The sequence below is a fragment of the Corallococcus sp. AB011P genome, from assembly GCF_003611605.1.
GTDB classification, from domain to species: domain Bacteria; phylum Myxococcota; class Myxococcia; order Myxococcales; family Myxococcaceae; genus Corallococcus; species Corallococcus coralloides.
The window spans coordinates 1-21,260 of record NZ_RAVX01000001.1; the positions used below are offsets into that span (position 1 = coordinate 1).

Below are 21,260 nucleotides of genomic sequence, written 5' to 3' on the forward strand. Positions count from 1 at the left end.
CAGTTTGGTTCGGAAGCGAAGCTGGCGCGTCGCTATGAGGTATGTCGGGGCACCATCCGTGAGGCGCTGCGACGGCTGGCGGCGAGGGGCCTGGTGGTGCAACGCTCCGGACGCAAGACGCGCGCGGTGGCGCTGGATGAGTCGCTGACGCTGGAGAACCTGGGCCTGGCGCTGCATGACGCGAGCAACCCGGACGCCCGGTGGCTGCTGGAGGGCTACTTCAGCCTCAAGCGGCAGGTGCTGGTGGAGCTTCTGGCCGATTGCTGCGCGAGGGCCTCGGACCTCGACCTGGACCGACTGGGGAGCACGTGCTTCCAGTTGCAGGACGCGGCGCGCTGGGAGTCGGGTGCAACCTGCGCCCAGGTGGAATTCGAGTTGCTACGGCAGGCAGCGCGGGTGGCGGCGCGTCCCGGGCACGTGCTCCTCGTTCAGTCCCTGCAGCGGGCATTCCTGGGAGGCGCAGCCCAGTTGCTGCCGCTCATGGGCGGAGAGGCGCTGCGCGCATGGGCCGTTCGCGTGACAGCGATTCTGCACGAGCGCGACGTGCTGGCACTTCAGCACGAGCTGCCGGCGCTGCTGAAGGCTCGCGATGAGCTCGTGCTGAATGCTTTCGCTCCCGTCCCCACGAAGCCTGTGTCTCCAGAGGCCCCATGCTCCCAGGAGGACCTTCTCCGCGCCCCTATGTCAGCCACCGCGCGGGACGGTGCGCCGGAGGCACGGCCTTGCGCCCAGGAGTGCCGTCTCGGCGAGTCCACGCAAGTCATCGGGCAGGAGGAGGCGCTGGAGGCACAGCCCTTGGGCGAGGGACGCGACCTCGACGGCGTCGCGTCAGCCGCTGGGGACCTCCAAGTGCTTGGGATTGCTCCCTGCTTCCCTGAGGAGGCCCCTCCCGTGGAGCCCGACATCGGGACGAACTTGCCGGGAGTGGCCTTGGGCGACCTGCCCGACTGTCGGACAAGTTGGGACGCTTCGCCTCCGGATGGCGGCCTTCAATCCGAACCATCACCCACTCGCGCCCATGGACAAACAGGTGTGGCGGAGCTTGAGGAGGGGGGCGGGATTCACGGCCGCCTGAGACGGTGGGTGGCTCGTCTCTGGCGGTCCATTGCGCATTCCCTGGGACAGCCCGCCTCGGGTTCCCTCGCTCCAGGCGACCTGCTCAGAGCAGTTCAATGCCGGGGGAAACCGACGAGCCTTTCACCGTCGCTTCGTCCGGACGCAGCTTCGCGCGCACGCGCGGGTCCAGCTTGAGGATGACCGCCTCCACCGCCTGCGCCTGGGTGTAGTCGTTGGCCGGCGTGAGCAGGAAGAGGCCGACGGCCGCATCGCCCCCCGCCGCCAGCGCCACCTTCCTCACGTGCGCGATGAGGTCCTGCTTGGAGTCCACCCGCCCCCGGCTGAAGGCCAGCTTGCCCAGCAACTGGTGCGAATACCCGTCCTTCACCTGGAGCATGTGGGAGGTCATCTCGATGCCCTCCGGCAACGTCTCCTGCAGGAAGATGACCGACGCCGCGTCCTTCACCGCCGCCGCCTGGGCCAGCACCTCGCGGTCGCGCTCGGGCAGGTACTCGCCGTAGCCCCGGTACTCGTTCTGCTCCAGGGCCTTGCCGTGAAGATAGGTTGGACCCGAGCAGCCCAGGATGGCGAAGGCGCCCACCACGAGGGAAAAGCAGACAGGTCGAAGGTTCATGCCCTGGCTGTCTAGCACACCGCGCGAGGGCATTCGTGGACGCGCGGTGCGCCCTTTCGTGCTCGAAGCTGGAAATGGAACCCCGAGCTTCGGCGTAGAACGGGCCACATGCTCAGCCTGCGCAACCTGGTGAAAGTGTATCCGGGCCCGGTGACGGCCCTTCGTGGCGTGGACCTGGACGTCCCCAAGGGGATGTTCGGGCTGCTCGGGCCCAACGGCGCGGGCAAGTCCACGCTGATGAAAATCCTCTCTGGCCTGCTGGAGCCGACCTCCGGCGAGGTGACGCTCGACGGCCTGGACCTCGTGCGCCACCCGGAGGCGCTGCGCCCGCACCTGGGCTACCTGCCGCAGGAGTTCGGTTTCTACCCGTACCTCTCCGGGCAGGACATGCTGCGCTACCTGCTGGAGCTCAAGGGCGTCACCGCGCCGCAAGGGCTGAAGGCCCTGTGCGCCCAGCTGCTGGAGCGCGTGAACCTCACGTTCGCGGCGAAGCGGAAGGTGAAGGAGTACTCCGGCGGCATGCGGCAGCGGCTGGGCATCGCGCAGGCCCTGGCCGGCGACCCGAAGCTCCTCATCGTGGATGAACCCACCGCGGGCCTGGACCCGGAGGAGCGCCAGCGCTTCTACCGGCTGCTCGCGGAGGTGGCCCACGAGCGCACGGTGCTCCTGTCCACGCACATCGTGGAGGACGTGGCCATGCTCTGTCCTCGCTTCGCCGTCATCCGCCACGGCCGCGTGATGGCCATCACCAGCCCCACCGAGGCGAAGGCCGCCCTCCAAGACACCCTCTTCGAGGGCACCGTCCCCCCGGCCGACATGGCCGCCTTCCAGCAGGCCCACCGCGTCACCCAGGCCGTGCTCTTCGAGGGCAAGAACCGCGTGCGCATCCACGCCACCTCGGGCACGCCCGTGCCCCCCGGCTTCGAGCGCACGCCGCCCACGCTGGAGGACGCCTACCTCCTCCTGATGAAGGACGCGCCCGAGCCCAAGGCCCCGGCGCCGGTGTCCGCATCCGGCCCGGCGGTGGGCGCGTGAACGCGGCCCGGCTCTGGCGCGTGGCGCGCACCGAGTGGCGGCACCAGACACGGCGCCCCTTGTTCTGGGTGCTGCTCGTGCTGCTGGTGTTGCTGGTGTGGGGCGTGTCCTCCGGCAACGTCACCATCGCCGCGGGCAGCACGGAGGTGGGCGGCAAGAAGGCGTGGATCACCAGCGCCTTCGCCGTCGCCCAGACGGTGCTGCTGCTCTCCTTCTTGCTGTTCACCTTCTTCGTGTCCGTGGGCGCGGGCATGTCCGTCATCTCCGACGACGAGGCCCGCGTGCAGTCGCTGTTGCACACCACGCCGCTGACGCCCTCGGAGTACGTGTGGGGCAAGTTCGCGGGCGTGCTGGGCGCGTACGTGCTGGCGCTCGGGTGGATGATGGGGCTGCTCGTCTTCTTCCACCACGTCGTGCCGGCGGGCGCGGACGCGGAGTTCCGCGGGCCCTTCGCGTTCGGGAACTACGTGGGCGGCGCGGTGTGGTTCGGCCTGCCGCTCATCGTCTTCATGGCGGGCGCGGCCTTCGCCACGGGCGAGCGCACGCGCCGCGCGGTGCCGGTGTACTTCCTGCCGGTGGGGCTGTTCTTCCTCAGCGCGTTCTTCCTCTGGGATTGGTCCCCCGGCTGGCTGGACCCGCGCGTGAACCGGTTCCTGATGGCGCTGGACCCCGGCGGCTTCCGGTGGCTCACGGAGACGTGGATCAAGGTGGACCGGGGCGTGGACTTCTACAACACGCAGCCCGTGGGGCTGGACGCCCTCTTCGTCACCAGCCGCTTCGTGCTCATGGCCCTGGGCCTGGGCGCGGTGGCCTGGAGCGAACGCCACTTCCGCCGTGCGCTCCGGGGCGAGGTGCGCACGAAGACCCCTCGCAAGGGTGTGGTCATCGACGCGCCGCCCACGCAGGTGGCGCTGTCGCACGCGGAGGCACCGCTGTCCGCGCTGCGCATGGTTGTCCGTCCGCCGGGCTTCTGGACGGGGCTGTGGACCGTGACGCGCGCGGAGGGGCGGGGCCTGTTGTCTCAGCCGGGGCTCTACCTGTTCCTGCCGCTCCTGATGTTGCACGTGGTGTCGCAGGGCGCCACGGCGATAGGTCCCTTCGACACGAGCCTGCTGCTGGTGCCCGGCCGCTTCGCGGTGCGCACCATGGGGCAGGCGTCGGTGCTCGTGTGTCTGTTGTTGATGTTCTACGTGGTGGAGTCGCTGGAGCGTGAGCAGGCCTCCGGCTTCGCGCCCATCCACGACGCGACCCCGGTGCGCACGCTGTCGGTGCTGCTGGGCAAGGCGCTGGCGAACAGCCTCGTCGCGGTGGCGCTGCTCGCGGCCATGGCGCTCGCGGGCACGCTGGTGCAGGTGTCGCAGGGCAATGTGCCGCTGTCGCTGACGCCGTACGTGCTCGTGTGGGGGCTGTTGCTGTTCCCCACCTTCCTCCTGTGGACGGGCTTCATCCTGGCCGCGCGCGCGGTGACGGGAGGCCGCTTCGGCACCTACGCGCTGGCCCTGTCCGCGCTGGGCCTCACCGGCTACCTCGCCGTGCGCGGCGACCTCACCTGGGTGACGAACTGGCCGTTGTGGGACGCAGTGCGGTGGACCGACCTGGGCGCCTTCCAGGTGGATCGCGCCGCGCTGGTGCTCAACCGCGTGGCAGCGCTGGGCGCGGCCGTCTTCTTCACCGCGCTGGCGGTGCGCCTGGACGGCCGCCGCGTCCGCGACTCGGTGACGACGCTGGAGGGATTGAAGCCTTCGGGCCTCGCGCGCGGGCTGTGGCGGCTGGCGCCGTACCTGGCGGTGCCGGTGGTGGCGCTGGTGTGGCTGGGCATCCTCGTGGGGCAGGGCCACCAGGGCGCGGCGGCGAAGAAGCGCGCGAAGGAGTACTGGCAGAAGAACCTGGCGACGTGGAAGGACGCGCCGCAGCCCATGCTGGCGGACGTGGACCTGGACGTGGACCTGGAGCCGGAGTCGAGCGCCTTCCGCATGAAGGGCACGTACACGCTGCTGAACCGGCACACCGTGGCGCTGCCTCGCTTCGCCTTGAGCGGCGGCGATGGCTGGACGGACGTGCGCTGGACGCTGGACGGCCAGGACGTGACGCCGGAGGACCGCGCCGGGCTGTATGTCTTCACGCCGTCCCCGCCGCTGCCGCCCGGAGCGAAGGTGACAGTGGGCTTCCAGTATGCGGGCCACGTGCCGGATGGCGTGTCCCGCGAGGGCGGCGCGTTCAGGGAGTTCATCCTCCCGTCCGGCGTGGTGCTCACCAGCGAGACGCCCACGTTCGCGCCGGTGGTGGGCTACGAGGAGGAGCGCGGCATCGACCCGAAGGAGAACCGCTACGAGCCGCGCGTGTACGCGGACGACTTCTACGAAGGGCCCACGGAGGCCGCCTGGGGCAGCAACATGCCGTTCCCGTTCCGGATCCGCGTGAGCGGCCCGGAGGCCTACACGCTCAACTCCGTGGGCGTGCGCGAAAGCGACACGGTGAAGGACGGCCGGCGCACCACCGTGTGGCGGAGCGACCACCCGGTGAGCTTCTTCAACGTCATCGCGGGGAGGTGGACCCGCGTGGACGGCGCGGGCTCGGTGGTGTTCCACTCCCCCGCGCACGGCTACAACGTGCCGGAGATGATGCGGGGGCTGGAGGCCGCGCGCCGGTACTACTCGGAGTGGTTCCACCCGTTCCCATGGGCGGAGCTGAAGCTGTCCGAGTTCGCCGGCCTGGACAACTACGCGCAGGGCTTCCCCACGAACATCACGTTCTCGGAGTCCATCGGGTTCCTCACGCGGACGACGCCGGAGTCGAACGCGGTGCTGCTCGTCACCGCGCACGAGGCCGCGCATCAGTGGTGGGGCGACCTGCTCATCCCCGGCAAGGGGCCCGGCGGCAACGTGCTGTCAGAGGGCATGTCGCACTACTCATCGCTGAAGCTCATCGAGCAACTCGACGGGCAGGAGGCGCGCCGGCAGACCGCGAAGCGCATGGAGGAGCGCTACGGCAAGGACCGGCGCGTGGACGCGGAGCAGCCGCTGGTGAAGCTGGACGGCTCGCGCGACGGCGACACGGTGGTCCTCTACGAGAAGGGCGGCTGGACGTTCTGGATGCTGGAGGACCTGATGGGCCGCGACGCGATGCACGCGGGGCTCCAGGCCTTCCTGAAGCAATACATGAACAACGCCGACCATCCGGTGCTGCAGGACTTCATCGCGGTGATGCGCCCGTTCGCGCCGTCTCCCGAAGCATTCGACAGGTTCACCCGGCAGGCCTTCTTCGAGGTCGTGGTGCCCGAGTACCGCGTCAGCGACGCGCGCGTGACGAAGTCCGGCGGCCAGTGGGTGACCACGGCGACGGTGACGAACGTGGGCGCGGGCCGCATGCCAGTGGAGGTGACGGTGACGAAGGCCGGGGAGTCCAACACGCCCCTGGGTGCCGCGGGGGCCGTGACGCGCGTGGAGCCCGGCGCGGGCGAGGCGGTGCAGGTGACGCTGCGCTCGGAGTTCGAACCGGAGCGGCTGCTCGTGGATCCGGACGTGCGCGTGCTCCAACTGCGCCGTGAGCAGGCCCAGGCGAAGCTCACGCCTCCGTGACGCGATGACATGACACGGTGACACGCGTGTCTCCGCGCAGCGGGGACACGTTGTCACGATGTCAGACGTCACCGTTGTGCCGCTCCCTCTGCGAGCAGGGTGGCACATCGATTGCGATGGGCGTCCCCCAGCATGGCGGACCTTGGGGGTCCGGCTTCATGACGGGGGTTCATCACATGGTCTCGACGCAGTGGAAGCTGGGTGTGTCGCTGATGTTCGTGTCGGCGGTGGCGTTCGCGGAGCAGGGCGTCACCACGGGGTCGTTCCCGGTGGAGCGGCGCAACGTGGTGACGGTGTCCGTTCCCATCCAGAATCAAATCTCCGAGGTGTCGCTCGAAGGGGAGCGCGTGATGGGGGAGCGCTTCTCCGTGGGGCTGGGCGTGTTCGCGTCCTTCTCCCAGCAGCGGTCGCGGTTCGAGGAGCTCCAGCCCTACGGGTTGGAAGGCTTCGACCAGAAGTACCACCAGTTCGGCCTGGCGCCATCGGTGCGCTTCTACCTGACGGGACAGGCGCCCCAGGGGCTGTGGCTGTCACCGCGCCTGGAGGTGGGCTTGGGGCTCATCTCCGGCTCGACCGTGAGGCTTCCCGAGGATGCGGGGCCATACGACAACAACCGTACGGACTTCTGGACCGTGGGGGGAGCGGCGGTCGTGGGATACAGCGTGGTTCTGGAGCCCGGCTTCACGGTGCAGGGCGGCGTGGGGCTGGGGGCCCGCCGCGAAGCGCGCTCCTATGTCTCCGTGCGCCCGACCGAGCAGGGGGGAGTGGTCGAGGTGCCGGTCCACCAGAATACGTGGAACCTCACCCAGCGCATCGTGCTCAACGTGGGCTGGGCCTTCTGACGTCAGGGCCCATGCGCCCGCGTGCTCACGGTCCACGGCGTGCGGGTGGTGTCCACCCACAATAGCTGGAGGTCCCAGCTGCCGGGCGCGGCGCCGGGCGTGTCGGTGGCGACGGCGAAGACGCGCGTGTCCGGCTGGGGCGTCACGGAGAAGCTCGTGCGCGGCGCGCGGTTGGCGTCGTTGGACGGCACCACGCCCAGCGTGACGGTGCCACCGGAGGGCAGCGGCAGGCCGTCCTGCGCGGTGGCGGAGGCGAAGGGCACATCGAGGAAGGGCGCGTCCGGCAGCACGCGGCGCTCCGAGCCCAGCGGGCCGACGTCCACGGCGGGCGTGTCCGCGGCCGCGTGCACCCAGCGCAGGCGCAGGTTGGACGGGTCGCTCGCGAAGCGGTCCGTGAGGGGCAGCAGCGTGAAGGGAGACGCGGCCGGCCGGGGCGGCACGAGGTAGCCCGCGGCGACCATCAGGTAGCGCTCGCCCGGGACGAGCGTGGGCGTCGTCGCCGTCACCACCGGCGCGCTCGTGGGACGCTCCGTCCCGGACGCGGCGGCGAAGAAGTCCAGCGTGTACGCGCCCGGCGGCACCTGGAGCGGCGAGGACAGCGCGCCGTACGCGAGGCCCCCGGTCAGCTCGTTGTCCCTGTCGAAGAGGTCCAGCGCGGGCGCGTCCGGCGACGCGTGCAGCACGTACACCGTGGGGTTCTGCCGGAGGATGGCCAGCGTGCCGTCCCGGCCCGCGGTGAGCAGCGAGAAGCCGTCACCCGCGCGCGCGGGGGCGGACATGAGGCCGGTGGCGACGATGAGCGTGTCGGTGCCGGAGCCGGGCGCGGGCACGGTGAAGGACGTCAGGGCCTGGCCACCCGTGCGGAGGCCCACCTGGAACGCGGCGCCGGAGGGAAGCACCAGCGCCGCTTCTCCAGAGTCCTTGAAGCGCGCGAGCGCCCCCACCTCCACCGAGCCGTCATTGCCCAGGTCCACGTCCACCGTCGGCGCGTCCGTGCCGGCGTTGACGATGCGCACGCGCGTCTGGCCTCCGTCGGCGGGCACGGTGTTGTCACGCAGGAGCATCGTGCGCATCGCCGCGCCGGAGTCCGAGGCGCCGAGGGCCCCCGCGGCCACCACCGTCCAGCGCGTCCCGGCCTCCATGCCCACCGGCTGGGACACGACAGGCGTGGAGCTCGCCGCCGAACCCGTGGGCCGCAGCTCCACGGTGGCGGCGCCCGCGTCGCGCGTGAGGTAGGGCGTGGTGGCGCCATAGGCCACGGCCCGGGCCACGGGCGTGGGGTCACCGGCGAGGTACACGTCCATCGCGGGAGCGCCCGGCGCGGCCTGCACGATGCGCAGCTGCGCCTGGGTGGGCGGGACGAGCACCGGCCCGTCCTGGGTGGGCGGCGCGTCGGAGTCCTCCGCCGAGCCGCCTCCGCACGCGGGCGCGAACACCCCCAGCGACGTGAGCGCGACGACGAGCAGTGTCTTCCCCCGCATCCAGGCCATGTCGAAGTCCCCCTCCTCGGCGGGCCGCGGACGCGGCTCGGCACCGATGTCGACAGGGGTAAGGGTGGGCATCCCCCCCACGCGGGCGAACCCCCACGCAAGGGCCACTGTCCGCCCGCGACGTTGTGCACCGGCGCACGTCGCAAGTCCCGGGCATCACGGTCGCGGGGGCTTTCGTGGAGACGCGGAGTGCGATCACCGTCCACGCCGTCACGGTCGCCCGGCCGCCGCGGTGCATCACCTGGCCTGGGCCATCCCCTGTTCAAAACGCATCATCGCGCGAGGAGAAAGGAATGGCGCGCGTGGATGCCGGGGAACACGACGGCGCTGGTAGGGTCGGCGGCACCATGAACCTCGCGTCCCTTCCGCTCATCGTGTCCCTGCTCACGGCGCAGACGCCCGCGCCGGCGTCGTCGAAGACGCCCCCCGCGCCGGCCGCCGCCGCGAAGGCACCGTCCGCCGTCCCTGGCATCGCCCCGCTGCCCGGCCTGCCCAACCTGTGGGTGAGCGGCGTGCCGCCGGTGCCGCCCGCGCTCTCCCAGCGTGTGCAGCAGTACCTGGAGTCCCGCTCCGCGCAGCTCCTGGACGTGAGCGGGGATGGCCAGCAGGTGCTCATCTCCACGCGCTTCGCGGACGTCAACCAGCTGCACCTGGTGGAGATGCCGCTGGGCTCGCGCACGCAGCTCACCTTCACGAAGGAGCCCATCAACCGGGCGCGCTTCCTGCCGGGCAACCCGCAGATCATCTTCTACCTGCAGGACACGGGCGGCGGAGAGTTCTACCAGGTGCTCAAGCTGGACCGGCGCACGGGCCGCTCGGAGTTGCTGACGGACGGCAAGAGCCGGCATGAAGAGCTGGTGGTGTCGAAGGACGGGCGCTGGCTCGCGTACGCGGGCACGGGGCGCAACGGCAAGGACACCGACGTGTACGTGGCGCCCACGGCGGACCCCAAGCAGGCGAAGCGGGTGACGGAGGTGGAGGGCAGCTGGGCGCCGCTCGAGTTCTCCCAGGACGGCTCCAAGCTGCTGGTGCGCCAGTTCCGCGCGGCGGACGACGCGGACCTGAGCGTGGTGGACGTGAAGACGAACACGCGCACGCAGCTCACGCCCAAGGAGGGCAAGGGCAGCGTGGACGCCGCCGTCTTCACGCACGACGGGCAGGGCGTGTACGTGGCCACGGACCGCTACAGCGACTTCGCGGAGGTGTACCGGCTGCCGCTCACGGGCGCGCCTCCGGCCGCGCCGCCGTCGCTGACGAAGTCGGTGCGCTGGAACGTGCAGGACCTGGAGCTGTCTCCGGACGGGCGCAAGCTGGCGGTGGCCATCAACGAGGAGGGCTTCGGCCGGCTGTACCTGCTGGACACGCGCACGCAGGCGCTGTCGCCGGTGGAGACGCCGCGCGGGGTGATTTCGCAGGTCCGCTTCCCGGCCAAACGGTCGGACCGCGTGGCGTTCTCGCTGACGTCGGCGCGCGTGCCGCTGGACATCTTCACGGTGGACCTGGGCACGAAGAAGACCACGCGCTGGACGCGCTCGGAGGTGGGCGGGTTGGATCCGGAGACGTTCGTGGAGCCGGAGCTGGTGCGCTACCCGTCCACGGACGGCGTGAAGGTGCCGGCGTTCCTGTACCTGCCGAAGAACGCGAAGGGGAAGGTGCCGGTGGTGGTGATGTTCCACGGCGGCCCGGAGGGACAGAGCCAGCCCATCTTCAGCGCGCAGACGCAGCTGATGGTCACGGAGCTGGGCATGGCGGTGCTCTTGCCCAACGTGCGCGGCTCGGAAGGGTACGGCAAGGCGTACCGCGCCATGGATGACGGCGTGAAGCGCGAGGCGAGCCTGGCGGACATCGGGGCCACGCTGGACTTCGTCGCCTCCCGGCCGGAGCTGGACGCGGCGCGGGTGGGCATCTACGGCGGCTCCTACGGCGGCTACATGACGCTGGCGACGGCGGCGTTCTTCCCGGACCGCATCAAGGCGGCGGTGGACGTGGTGGGCATCTCGTCGCTGCCGTCGTTCCTGCAGAACACGCAGGCATACCGGCGGGACTTGCGGCGCGCGGAGTACGGCGACGAGCGCGACCCGGCGGTGCGCAAGGTGCAGGAGCGCATCTCGCCGCTGGGGTCGGTGGACAAGATTCGCGCGGCGCTCTTCGTGCAGCAGGGGGCCAACGACCCTCGCGTGCCGCAGTCGGAGGCGGAGCAGATCGTCCAGGCGGTGCGCAAGAAGGGCTCGGACGTCTGGTACCTGCTGGCCACGGACGAGGGGCACGGGTTCCAGAAGAAGACCAACCGGGACATGGCCCAGACGACGGCGCTGATGTTCTTCGAGAAGCACCTGCAGGGCCCGGCGGCAGGGCAGGGGAGCGGGGCAGCGGGCGGAAAGTAGCCCCCACTTCGGAGGAACCCGGGCGCGGCCGATATGTCGCCGCCCCGGGGACGTTACACATTGTCCATGTCAGCGAGGGGAGTCCTATCCATGAAGCGCAACAGCCAGTCATTGCGTCGGGGTGTGGGGATGTTGGCGGTACTCGCGGGGATGGGCGGAGCGTGGGCGTCCTCGGAGCAGGACCAGATCGCCTTCAGCGTCGCGCGGACGCAGTTCAACCTGCGGATGACGCCGGACAACGTCACGGGGCCCGAGTTCCAGGTGTCCCGTCTTCCAGGCGAGCTGCGAGGCCGCGTGGCGGACGCCCCGGTGACGCTGAAGCTGGAGGACGAGAAGGTGAAGGGCAACATCGGGACCTCGGTGGTGAACCTGGAGGTGAAGAAGGAAGGCGACGCGGTGAAGGCGAAGGGCGGCTTCTACGGGCGCCCCGTCAACCTGACGCTGTCGCCGCAGGAGCTGACGGTGTACGTGCGCGACTGCACGTACCGGCTGAAGGCGAAGGAGGAGGGCCGCACCTACGAGGGAAAGCGCAGCTGCGACCGCTCGTTCATGCCGCCCACGGTCATCACGCTGCCGGACGCCTTCCTCGCGGCCTCGCCCGCGGAGCAGGCGTCGCTGCTGCTCCTGGCGCTGTAGTTTCACCGTAGGCTCGGGACGCGATGACGCGTCCCGATTCCCGTGGAGAGGCGTCCTGGCACCGGGTGCTGACGGTGCTGGGGCTCCTGTGGGTGTTCGCGCTGGCCGCGTGCGCGAGCGATGGGTCCTTCGAGCGGGAGTCGTTCGAAGAGGCGACGGGTGACGACACCCCGGCCGAACGCGCGGGCCTCGGATTCACGCGAGAGGGAGCGTTGGAGCGCGCTTCGCCCGTGGGCGATGAGCGCGCCCGGCAGGCGGAAGCGGCCCGGGTGGTGCGTGAGCTCTGGGAGGTCGCGGGTGCGCGCGGAGCTCCGGGCGAGGCGTGGACCTTCGACTACCAGGTGCACGGCGGTGCGCTGACGCTGTTGTCCTTCCGGCGCACGGCGACGGGGCAGGGCGCCGGTGCGACCGTGGAGTGGAGCGGGTTCTCCCGCGAGCTGACGCGGAGCCTGTCCACGCTGGTGGGCGTGAAGCCGCGACGCCTGCGCTTCACGCTGGAGCGCGGGTTGGAGCGCTGGCGCTTCGACCTGGAGACGGTCCGCGGGCCGGTCTCGGTCCATTCGCGAACGGTGCCCGAGTCCCTACCGGGAGCATCCGGGCCCCTGGTGTCGGATGTGCTGACGGTGGCCCGGCAGCTGCTGCCCGCGTCTCGCGTGCCCTGGGAGGGCCGGGTGCATGAGAGGGCAAGGCTCCAGTTCGAAGGACTGCGATTGCATCCAGCGGTGGAGCTGGGCGTCTTCGAGGTCCAGGAGGGTTCGAGCCGGAGGACCGCGCCCGGCAGCGCGGACCTGCGCATGCCGGTGGTGCAGGCGCTGTTGCCCTTCGCGAACGCGGTGGGAAGCCGCAGCGTCGAAGTGGAGCTGGAGGGAAGGCACGTGCGCGGTGAAGCCGAGCCACGCTGGAGGGTGGTGGCCGCGACGACGCTCGAGCCCGCCGCGCCTCCGGAGGAGATGCAGGACATCGCCAGGGAGTACCGGGCGATGCAGGAGGACATCCTCCGGCACTGGCGTGAGGAGGTGAAGGACAGTGCGCGCCTCGCGGGAGTGTGGTCCTTCGAGCAGCTCGCGTACTGGTACGTGGGAGGCTTCATCGCGAAGGGCGCGCTCGGGGCGATGGAGGCCGTCGCGCCCACGGTGGTCTCGGTGCTGGGCAGGGGCGGGGCGAAGGCTGCACAGTGGTTCCGCACGGTGTTGATCCGCACGCCGCCCGCCGAGCGCGAAGCCCTCCAGCGCATCTGGATGAAGGTGGAGGCGGAGGGGTTGGTGGCGCTCAAGGCCGGGGAGCAGGCCGAGCTGCGGCACATCCTGGCTCGGGCGGAGAAGGCCCTGCATGAGCCACTCGACCGGCAGGCGAAGAAGCGGCTCCGGCAATGGGCGCGGCGTGAGTACTTCGAAACCGTGAACCCCCGGCTCGCCCGGGAGCTGGGACCGTTGAGGATGGAGGAATATGAAATCCACCACCGCATCCCCCTGGAGTATGCGCGCCTGTTCCCGCGCATGGACATCAACCAGGGCACGAACCTGGTCGCCGTCGAGCGCACGGTGCACCGGAGCATCAACAGGGTCTGGGAGTCCGTGGGGCAGCAAGCGCAGCGACTGGACAACAGACAGGTGGAAGCGCTCTCCCGGGTGATCGATCAGCAATATGGTTCGTGGTTCCATCGCGTCCACGTTCCAGCGGAATCCGCTTCCGCGCTCGCGACCGCGGAGCAGAATGCGCTCCGTGCGGTGAAGGGGCTGCTGGAGCGGTGAAGGGAGCGTGGATGGAGTCCTCACTCAAGGGGCTTGAGCGTCTGATGGCACGGTGCCGCGAACAGCGGCTGCCGTTGCGGCTGGGGATTGCCTCCACGGAAGACTCGACGGGCCGGGAGCTGTTCCCGGGGCAGCCCCTGGATCCCCTGCTCGCAGCCGTCTTCAGGCGGGTAGGGGACGCGCGGCTGGCCGAGCTTGTCCTCTACGCCCCGGAAGGAGCGCACGGAGTGGTGGCCATCAACAGGACGCTCCGGGAGCAGGGAGCGGCTCCTTTCCCTTCGTGTCTCGTGTTTGGTCAAGTCCCCAGCCTGGCGTATCGGTTCGCGCTCGTGCCCGGGCTGGCGGACTCGCTGGGCCTGCAACCCGTGGTCTTCATCGATGACCACATCGAGAAGGAAGTCCTCCCGGTCGCATCGAATCTCGACCGTTTCTTCGATGCCTATGCCCGGAGCATCGAAAGCGTAGCGATGGGGACAACGCCCTCTCCGGACGCATGGGATGACATGGACTTCCCGCGCTTCGAACCCGAACGTGTCGCACAGGACACGGCCCTCGTGGAGATGATGCGCGCGGGCCGCTTCGACGGACTCGTGACCCGGGACGAGGAAAGCCAGCGCTGGATGCAGCAGGTGCTCGACCTGTGACTCCACGCAAGCTCTGCCTCCTCATCGCCTTCACCGCGCTCGTGACCGCCGTGGGCACGGGCGTGTGGCTCGCGTGGCCCGGACCGGACCTCACCGCGCAGGCGGACCTGTCGGACGAGCCCGTCCGCCTGCACCTCGAATCCAGCGACGACCCGGACAGCGAAGGGAGCGAACCTCCTGACGTCGTCGTGCTGAGCACCGGCATCCGCCTGTCGAACGTCCCTTCCAACTGCCACGCGGATACCCAGGGCTCCCTCACCTGCGAGGACCGCTGCGACTCGGACGACGCGTGCCCCGCCGACACCGTGTGCGCGCATCACCCGGACTTCGGCTTTCGCCACTGCCAGCCCCTGCACCGCTTCTGCGACGACGCGTCGGACTGCACCCCGTCCGACACCTGCCACCCCGTGGACACCTCCGCCTCGGGCCAGGTCCTCCGGCGCTGCGTGCCGCGGGGAAAGCTGCGCGCGGGAGAGCGCTGCACCGGGTACTCACGTGAGCTGGAGGGCCGCTGCGCTCCGGGGCTCCTCTGCGTCCATGAGTTCTGCGGCCCACCGTGCGACGTTCACGACGCAAACGCCTGCGCCACCGGCACCGAGTGCGCCCCCAATCCCTACCGCGTCCGCGGCGCCTGCGTCCCCAGTTGCCGCGACCGCGCCTGTCCGCAGGGCGAACGCTGCGAGACGGACTACCCGGGCGAAGTGCCCATCTGCCGCCCCTTCGTGGGCCCCGCCTGCCTGGACGCCTCGCCCTGCGCCGCGAACCAGGACTGCCTGCGCGGCTTCGCCGAGCCCACCCTCGAAACCGAGGCCTTCGAGTGCCGCACCCGCTGTGATGACAAGACTCCATGCGGCCTGGGCCTCACCTGCGATGAGGTCAGCGGCTACTGCTTCCAGCCCTGCACCCACGACACCGACTGCTCCACCCCCGAGCGCTGCCACGTCCTCCACCGCCGCGAGTCCCAGCGCGGCTGCGGCTTCATCGCGGAAGGCCTCCCCGCCTTCCATCGCTAGCCTCGCGGCAGCTCCACGATGAACGTGGAGCCCTCGCCCAGGACGCTCTCAACCTCAATGTGGCCGCCCATCGCCTCCACGATCTGGCGGGCGATCCACAACCCCAGCCCGAAGCCGCCGTAGTTGCGCTCGGACACCGCGCGCTCGAAGCGGTGGAACAGGCGCGGCAGGTGCTCCTTCGCGATGCCGATGCCGCCATCCTTCACCCGCAGCCGGGCCCGGTCGTCCTCCGCCTCCAGCGACACGTGCACCGGGTTGCCCCGCCCGTACTTCAGCGCGTTGGAGAACAGGTTGGTGAAGACCTGATCCAACCGCAGCCGGTCCCACTGCCCCAGCACCTCCGGCGCCAGCGACAGCTCCAGCGGAGTGCCCGAGCGCGCGTACTCCTGCTCGAAGCGCTCGGCCACCTCGCGCACCAGCGCCCCCAGCTCCAGGGGCTCCAGCACCAGCTCCAGCTTCCCCGCGCTCAAGCGAGACACGTCCAGCAGGTCGTTCACCAGCAGCGTCTGCCGCTTCACCTGCCGGTCCACCCGCTCCAGCCCGCGCTTGAGCCGCTCCGGGTCGAAGGCCGCTCCCGACCGATTCAGTCCCGCCAGCAGGCTCTGCACCTGGAGCTGCAGCGCGCTGATGGGCGTCTTCAACTCATGGCTCGCGATGGACAGGAACTCCTCGCGCAGGCGGATGGCCTGGCGCGCGTCCCGGTAGAGGCTCGCGTTGTCCAGCGCCAGCGCCGCCCGCCGTGCCAGCTCCTGCGCGAGCGCCAGGTCGTGCGCGTCGTACGCCCCCTTCGACGTGACGAACGTCAGCGCCCCCAGCGTGTGCCCGCGCACCCGCAGCGGCACGCACAGGTACGCGCACGTCCCGCCCGCCCGCGCGTACGACGGGTCCCCCTCCGACAGCCCCGAGCGCGACTCCGGCCTCCCGGACTGGACGACCCGCGCCACCACCGCGAGCCCCGGGGGCGGCACCTCTCCGTCCTCGACGCCCGCCGTGGCCACGCAGCGCACGCCGCCGGATTCGTCTTCCAGGAACACGCCGCAGGCCTCCGCGTACTGCGGCACCGCCAGGTGCGCCACGCGCTCCAGCGTCTCCTCCTCCTCCAGGCTCCCCGCCAGCACCCCGCCGGCCTCCGCGAGGAAGCGCTGCGCCGCCTCGCCGCGCTGGCGCTCGGTGATGTCCACCATCACGCTCAGGCACTGCGGCGGGCCGCTCGCCGGGTGCACGCGCCCCGTCCACATGGCCACCTGCACCGCGCCACCGTCGCGCCTCCGCGCCGCCAGCGGTGCGCCATCCAGCACCGTGCCCCGCGTGGCGCGCTCCAGGCCCTGGCGGAACGCCTCCCAGTGCTCCGGCGGCACCGCAGGCAACACCTTCCCCAGCACCTCCTCCGCCGTCCACCCCAGCATCCGCTCCGCGGCCGGATTCCACAGCCGCACCGTGCCGTCCGGGTCCAGCAGCATGATGGCCGTGGGGCTCGCCTGGATGATGGCCTCCAGCGTCCCGTGCGCTTCGCGAAGCGCCGCCCGCGCCCGCTGCTCGCGCTCCAACAGCCGCGCCCGCGCCAGCGCCTGCGCCGCGTGGTGCGCCACCAGCTGGAGGAAGGCCCGCTCGTCGTCGTCGAACCCGTGCGGCAGGCCGAAGGTGAACACCAGCGCCCCCAGCACCCGCCCGTCCGCCACCAGCGGCAGACACGCGGACGAGGTCGCTGGCCGCTCCGACCCCGACAGCGCGTCCTCCGCCGGCAGCCACACCGGCCGCGACTCGCGCAGCACCCGCGCCACCGGCGAGTCCCCCTCCAGGGGCATCCGCTTCAGCCGCTCCGCCGCGTCCGGCGTGCAGCCCGCGCAGCGCAGCAGCGAGGCGCTCGTCGCGTCCGGCGCCACGCCCCACAGCGCCCCGGCCTTCGCGTCCGCCACCGCCAATCCCTGCTCCAGCACCACCTCCGCCACGCGCGCCGCGGTGAGCGCCTCCGACAGCTCCGCGGTGACGTGCTGCAGCCGCGCGAGCCTTCCCGCCGCCACCTCCGCCGCCTGCCGCGCCAGCCGCTCGGACGCGTACGCCCGCGCCACGTCCAGCGCCAGCGCCGCCCGGTCCGCCAGCTCCTGGAGCAGCAACTGCTCCGCTGAATCGAAAGACGCCGGCTCCGGCGCCTCCCGCCACACCGTCAGCGTCCCCAGCGCGCGCCCCCGGGCCCGCAGCGGCAGCACCAGCACCGCCTCCACCCCCTGCGCCACGCCCGTGTCCAGCACCTCCGCCGCCACGCCTTCGTCCGCGCGCACCCGCTGGGAGAACAGCGCCTGCAGCCGCACGCGCGCCTCCGGCACCGCCGCCGCCGACGCCACCGTGCGCAGCCACAACCCGTCCTCCGACAACAGCCGCAGCGCGCACGCGGAGCCCAACAAGGGCACCACCAACCCGCACAGCCGCTCCATCACCGCCGGGGGCTCCAGCGACGCGTCCGCCAGCACCCGCGAGGCCTCCGCCAGCAGCGCCAGCCGCTCTTCAATCTCCGGAAGCCGCGCCCCGTACTGCCGCGCCTCCCCCAGTCTGGTTGCGACCATCGTCATGCCACGTCCCCCCGTTGCACCCGCCATGGGAGCATGCCCCCGCTCGCGGCGCTCTGCGTCCCAGGTCCCGCCATCCCTGACTTCTGCGGATGCTCGACACCCACCCACCGGAAGCGTTGGTGGCGGGCACCTGCCTCGTTCCGCGGCCCGGCACCCCCGAGGGCAGGGCGCTCAAGCGCGCACATGGGAACACCTGTGGCGGTTGGAAACCAAAGGAGCGGCAAGGCGCCGGTTGCTCCGGGCACGGGTTCGGCTAAAGCGGGGGCCGTGAACGCACCCTCGGAATCACCGGCCGCCCCTTCGGAGGGGCCGGAATCTCCCAAACGCATCGCGATGCTCGCCCTGAGCGCGCTAGGCATCGTCTACGGAGACATTGGAACCAGTCCGCTCTACGCGCTGCGCGAATGCTTCACCGGAGCGCACGGCGTCACGCCGACGCCGGCCAACGTCCTGGGCGTGCTGTCGCTCATCGTGTGGTCGCTCATCATCGTCGTGTCGGTGAAGTACATCATCTTCGTGATGCGCGCGGACAACCGGGGCGAGGGCGGCATCCTCGCGCTGATGGCGCTGGCGATGCACCGGCCCCGGGGCCAGTCACACCGCGCGCGGCCCGTGCTCATCACCCTGGGCCTCTTCGGCGCGGCGCTCATCTACGGCGACGGCGTCATCACCCCGGCCATCTCCGTGATGAGCGCGGTGGAGGGCCTGAGCGTGGCCACCCCCGTCTTCCAGCCGTACGTGATTCCCATCTCGCTCGTCATCCTGCTGCTGCTGTTCATGGTGCAGCGCAAGGGCACGGGCGGCATCGGCACGGTGTTCGGTCCCCTGATGACCGTGTGGTTCCTGGTGCTGGCGGTGCTGGGCGTGAAGGAGCTGCTGCACAACCCCGCGGTGCTCTGGTCGTTGTCGCCCGTGCACGGCGTGCAGTTCTTCATGGACAACGGGTGGCACGGCTTCCTGGTGCTGGGCGCCGTCATCCTGGTGGTGACGGGCGGCGAGGCGCTCTACGCGGACATGGGCCACTTCGGCGCGGGGCCCATCCGGCGGGCCTGGTTCCTGCTGGTGCTGCCGTCGCTGGTGCTCAACTACCTGGGCCAGGGCGCGCTCTTGCTGCGCCACGCGGAGGCCGCCCGCAACCCCTTCTTCCTCCTGGCCCCGGACTGGGCCCTGTACCCGCTGGTCGCCCTGTCCACCGCCGCGGCCGTCATCGCGTCGCAGGCCCTCATCTCCGGCTCCTTCTCCACCACCCGGCAGGCCATGCAGCTGGGCTACTGCCCGCGCATGGAGGTGGTGCACACGTCCGCGGAGGAGATGGGGCAGATCTACCTGCCCGGCATCAACGCGGCGCTGCTGGTGGGCGTCATCGCGCTGGTGCTGGGCTTCGGCTCCTCCAGCCGGCTGGCGGCCGCGTACGGCATCGCGGTGACGACGACCATGGGCATCACCACCGTGCTGGCCTACGTGGTGGCCCGGGAGCGCTGGGGCGTCCGCCGCTCCGTGGCCCTGCCCATCGCCAGCCTCTTCATGCTGGTGGACCTGGCCTTCTTCGGCGCCAACGCGGCGAAGATCGCGGACGGCGGCTGGTTCCCGCTGCTGCTCGCCGTCTGCATCTTCACGCTGATGACCACCTGGAAGCGCGGCCGGGACATCCTCGCCGGCAAGCTGCGCGCGGCCAGCCTGGGCCTCAAGGACCTGTTGGGCAGCTTCGGGGACCACCCGCCCGTGCGCGTGCCCGGCACCGCCATCTTCATGACGGGCAACCCGGAAGGCACCCCGCCCGCGCTCCTGCACAACCTCAAGCACAACAAGGTTCTTCATGAGCAGGTGGTGCTGCTCACCATCATCTCGGAGGAGATCCCCCACGTGGTGGCCCAGGAGCGCGTGGAAGTGGAGCCCCTGGAGCAGGGCTTCGTGCGCGTCGTGGCCCGCTACGGCTTCATGGAGAACCCCAGCATCCCGGACATCCTCAAGCGCTGCCGGGAGAAGGGCCTCCAGTTCCAGCTCATGGGAACCAGCTTCTTCCTGGGCCGCGAAACGCTCATCCCCACCAAGAAGCCCGGCATGGCCGTCTGGCGCGAGGCCCTCTTCACCTGGATGAGCCGCAACGCCCGCAGCGCCACCGCCTACTTCCGGATTCCGCCCAACCGCGTGGTGGAGCTGGGCAGTCAGGTGGAGCTGTAATCCAAAGCCTTGCCGCACCGGGACTTCACCCCGGGAGTAGAAAAGCTACTCGGCTGGTGTTGCACGTGTTTTACAGGGCTTGAGGTTTATTCCGCCTCGTAACCGCCTGAAAATACATGGGCAGGGCTCTTGAGGGAGGGGTTGTTCCGACCCGGGGGTGTCGGGAACTGGCTGCCACACAGCCCTTTACGCAGGGGCTTGCCTGCTTCAAATTACACCGCCCCCGTCCGTTTTTTCCGGTTCAGATAGAAAAATACGGCAGGGCAGCAACACTTTCGTCGATGAATCGAGAATCTTTTCGCGGGGCAGGGAAAAGTACTGTCCCGGCGTAATAGAACTTGGTTACCCTGCGGCCAGGTGTCCCCCGGCACCCGGCGTCTGAAACGAGGTCAGCCCTTCCATGCTCCAGGCCATCGCCCCCGCCCCCGTGTCGTCCCCGGCCATCTCTCCGGTGAAGCCCGTCATGCCGTGGATGGCCGAGCCCCGGATGCCCCTGTCGGATGCGGCGCCGTACACGGTGCTGAGCGCCCAGGAGCTGTACCCGCGCATCTGCGTGCGTGATCCGTACTTCGCGCTGAAGGACGTGACGGTGCTGCCGGGTGAGGTGGTGGCGCGCGTGCCGGTGCAGATGGCGCCGGACGCGGAGGCGATGCCGCTGGGCCTGGGCGAGGCGGGCCGGCACCTGGCCATCCTGGGCTCGTGCGGCGCGGCGCTGGTGGCGCCCAAGGACGGGCAGCACTTCTACCTGGCCAGCGCGGCGCGCGGTCAGTGGCTGCAGCCCACCGCGCAGGAGCGCGCCACGGACATGCTCTGGGCGCTGGCGCAGGCGGAGTACACCGGCAAGCGCACCTGCACGGCGCGCACGCTCTTGTCCTCGTCGGACGGCACGCCGCTGTTCAAGCTTGAGGTGGACTACAACGTGCTGTCCGCCGCCGCCTTCACCCGCCTGTTCGGCGAGGCGCGCCAGGAGATGCGCCGCGAGCCGCGCCCCGCGGACACCGTGCAGCGCACCCCGGAGGAGTGGGCGAAGCTGCGGCAGAACCCGTACAGCAAGCCGCTGGACCTCAAGGACTTCCGCATGGAGGGCGACCTGATGAGCTCGTCGCTCGTCGTCACCCCGGAGCTGTGCAAGGGCCACTTCGCCATGCACCCGGTGATGCCGGTGGCCGTCGTCGCGGGCGGCATGACGCGCATGGCGACCACGCTGGGCCGCGCGCTGGAGCGCGCGCCCGGCGCCCGCTTCGTGGCCAAGGACGTGAAGCTGTCCGCGGACAGCCTGGCCTACGCGGGCCAGACGGTGGTGTTCGGCGCGCACCGCACCTGCGTGCGCGGCGCGGACCACACCTTCGCCTGCTGGGCGTCCGTGGGCGAGCGCGTGGTGGCGCAGCTGGACGTGACCTACACCCGCGTCGACTGAAGTCCCCTGAAGTCCGCTGGGAGCGCACCCGA

The 21,260-nt window shown here is 70.7% G+C and carries 14 protein-coding genes; 11 read left to right on the plus strand and 3 right to left on the minus strand.

What is annotated here, in order from left to right:
* Positions 1-54 precede the first annotated feature (54 nt).
* The gene (locus D7X30_RS00005; protein WP_370051368.1) at positions 55-1,251 is read left to right on the plus strand and encodes a GntR family transcriptional regulator; all 1,197 of its coding nucleotides are present in this window, start codon (positions 55-57) and stop codon (positions 1,249-1,251) included.
* Here the strand turns inward: D7X30_RS00005 and D7X30_RS00010 are convergent.
* On the minus strand, positions 1,160-1,690 hold the full coding sequence (locus tag D7X30_RS00010) for a hypothetical protein (RefSeq protein WP_147443050.1): 531 nt from the start codon (positions 1,688-1,690) through the stop codon (positions 1,160-1,162). The two genes, D7X30_RS00005 and D7X30_RS00010, sit on opposite strands and share 92 nt — an antisense overlap.
* A 108-nt stretch (positions 1,691-1,798) precedes the next feature.
* On the opposite strand from D7X30_RS00010, the gene D7X30_RS00015 reads away from it, so the two are divergent.
* The 3 genes from D7X30_RS00015 to D7X30_RS00025 all read left to right on the plus strand — a co-directional run bounded on the left by D7X30_RS00015 (position 1,799) and on the right by D7X30_RS00025 (position 7,145).
* Complete coding sequence (locus tag D7X30_RS00015; protein WP_120560778.1) at positions 1,799-2,725, plus strand: ABC transporter ATP-binding protein; 927 nt, start codon at positions 1,799-1,801, stop codon at positions 2,723-2,725.
* A complete protein-coding gene (locus tag D7X30_RS00020; protein WP_120560779.1) occupies positions 2,722-6,303 on the plus strand; it encodes a M1 family aminopeptidase in 3,582 nt (1,193 codons plus the stop codon). The genes D7X30_RS00015 and D7X30_RS00020 overlap by 4 nt, the downstream gene beginning before the upstream one ends.
* A gap of 176 nt (positions 6,304-6,479) precedes the next feature.
* Positions 6,480-7,145 carry a DUF3575 domain-containing protein gene (locus D7X30_RS00025; RefSeq protein ID WP_120560780.1) on the plus strand — a complete coding sequence of 222 codons (666 nt, stop codon included), beginning with the start codon at positions 6,480-6,482 and terminating at the stop codon, positions 7,143-7,145.
* Between the two features lie 2 nt (positions 7,146-7,147).
* On the opposite strand, the gene D7X30_RS00030 is transcribed toward D7X30_RS00025, so the two are convergent.
* Positions 7,148-8,635, minus strand: coding sequence for a DUF4397 domain-containing protein (locus tag D7X30_RS00030; RefSeq protein WP_158619168.1), 1,488 nt, complete (start codon positions 8,633-8,635; stop codon positions 7,148-7,150).
* A 293-nt stretch (positions 8,636-8,928) separates the two neighbouring features.
* Here D7X30_RS00030 and D7X30_RS00035 point away from each other — a divergent pair, with 293 nt between their 5' ends.
* From D7X30_RS00035 to D7X30_RS00055, 5 genes are all read left to right on the plus strand, one after another.
* The gene (locus D7X30_RS00035; RefSeq protein WP_233591289.1) at positions 8,929-11,019 is read left to right on the plus strand and encodes an alpha/beta fold hydrolase; all 2,091 of its coding nucleotides are present in this window, start codon (positions 8,929-8,931) and stop codon (positions 11,017-11,019) included.
* 90 nt (positions 11,020-11,109) lie between these two features.
* The gene (locus D7X30_RS00040) at positions 11,110-11,655 is read left to right on the plus strand and encodes a hypothetical protein (protein WP_120560782.1); all 546 of its coding nucleotides are present in this window, start codon (positions 11,110-11,112) and stop codon (positions 11,653-11,655) included.
* A 23-nt stretch (positions 11,656-11,678) separates the two neighbouring features.
* On the plus strand, positions 11,679-13,406 hold the full coding sequence (locus D7X30_RS00045; RefSeq protein ID WP_147443051.1) for a hypothetical protein: 1,728 nt from the start codon (positions 11,679-11,681) through the stop codon (positions 13,404-13,406).
* 11 nt (positions 13,407-13,417) lie between these two features.
* Positions 13,418-14,050, plus strand: a complete 633-nt coding sequence (locus tag D7X30_RS00050) for a hypothetical protein (RefSeq protein WP_120560784.1) — start codon at positions 13,418-13,420, stop codon at positions 14,048-14,050.
* Entirely contained in the window at positions 14,047-15,063 is a 1,017-nt protein-coding gene (locus tag D7X30_RS00055) for a hypothetical protein (RefSeq protein ID WP_120560785.1), read from the plus strand. The genes D7X30_RS00050 and D7X30_RS00055 overlap by 4 nt, the downstream gene beginning before the upstream one ends.
* Here D7X30_RS00055 and D7X30_RS00060 read toward each other — a convergent pair.
* Positions 15,060-17,630, minus strand: coding sequence for a GAF domain-containing protein (locus tag D7X30_RS00060; RefSeq protein ID WP_120560786.1), 2,571 nt, complete (start codon positions 17,628-17,630; stop codon positions 15,060-15,062). The genes D7X30_RS00055 and D7X30_RS00060 overlap by 4 nt on opposite strands.
* Before the next feature lie 183 nt (positions 17,631-17,813).
* Between D7X30_RS00060 and D7X30_RS00065 the strand changes: the two genes are divergently transcribed.
* Both D7X30_RS00065 and D7X30_RS00070 read left to right on the plus strand, forming a co-directional pair.
* Entirely contained in the window at positions 17,814-19,811 is a 1,998-nt protein-coding gene (locus tag D7X30_RS00065; protein WP_370051363.1) for a potassium transporter Kup, read from the plus strand.
* Positions 19,812-20,211: 400 nt separating this feature from the next.
* Positions 20,212-21,228 carry a hypothetical protein gene (locus tag D7X30_RS00070; protein ID WP_120560788.1) on the plus strand — a complete coding sequence of 339 codons (1,017 nt, stop codon included), beginning with the start codon at positions 20,212-20,214 and terminating at the stop codon, positions 21,226-21,228.
* The last annotated feature ends 32 nt before the right edge of the window (positions 21,229-21,260 follow it).

Coding starts and splice junctions, on each gene's coding strand:
- D7X30_RS00010 (WP_147443050.1), bottom strand. CDS start 1,690: ATGAACCTTCGACCTGTCTGCTTTTCCCTCGTGGTGGGCGCCTTCGCC.
- D7X30_RS00030 (WP_158619168.1), bottom strand. CDS start 8,635: ATGGCCTGGATGCGGGGGAAGACACTGCTCGTCGTCGCGCTCACGTCG.
- D7X30_RS00045 (WP_147443051.1), top strand. CDS start 11,679: ATGACGCGTCCCGATTCCCGTGGAGAGGCGTCCTGGCACCGGGTGCTG.
- D7X30_RS00015 (WP_120560778.1), top strand. CDS start 1,799: ATGCTCAGCCTGCGCAACCTGGTGAAAGTGTATCCGGGCCCGGTGACG.
- D7X30_RS00060 (WP_120560786.1), bottom strand. CDS start 17,630: ATGACGATGGTCGCAACCAGACTGGGGGAGGCGCGGCAGTACGGGGCG.
- D7X30_RS00050 (WP_120560784.1), top strand. CDS start 13,418: ATGGAGTCCTCACTCAAGGGGCTTGAGCGTCTGATGGCACGGTGCCGC.
- D7X30_RS00035 (WP_233591289.1), top strand. CDS start 8,929: ATGGCGCGCGTGGATGCCGGGGAACACGACGGCGCTGGTAGGGTCGGC.
- D7X30_RS00040 (WP_120560782.1), top strand. CDS start 11,110: ATGAAGCGCAACAGCCAGTCATTGCGTCGGGGTGTGGGGATGTTGGCG.
- D7X30_RS00065 (WP_370051363.1), top strand. CDS start 17,814: ATGGGAACACCTGTGGCGGTTGGAAACCAAAGGAGCGGCAAGGCGCCG.
- D7X30_RS00070 (WP_120560788.1), top strand. CDS start 20,212: ATGCTCCAGGCCATCGCCCCCGCCCCCGTGTCGTCCCCGGCCATCTCT.
- D7X30_RS00025 (WP_120560780.1), top strand. CDS start 6,480: ATGGTCTCGACGCAGTGGAAGCTGGGTGTGTCGCTGATGTTCGTGTCG.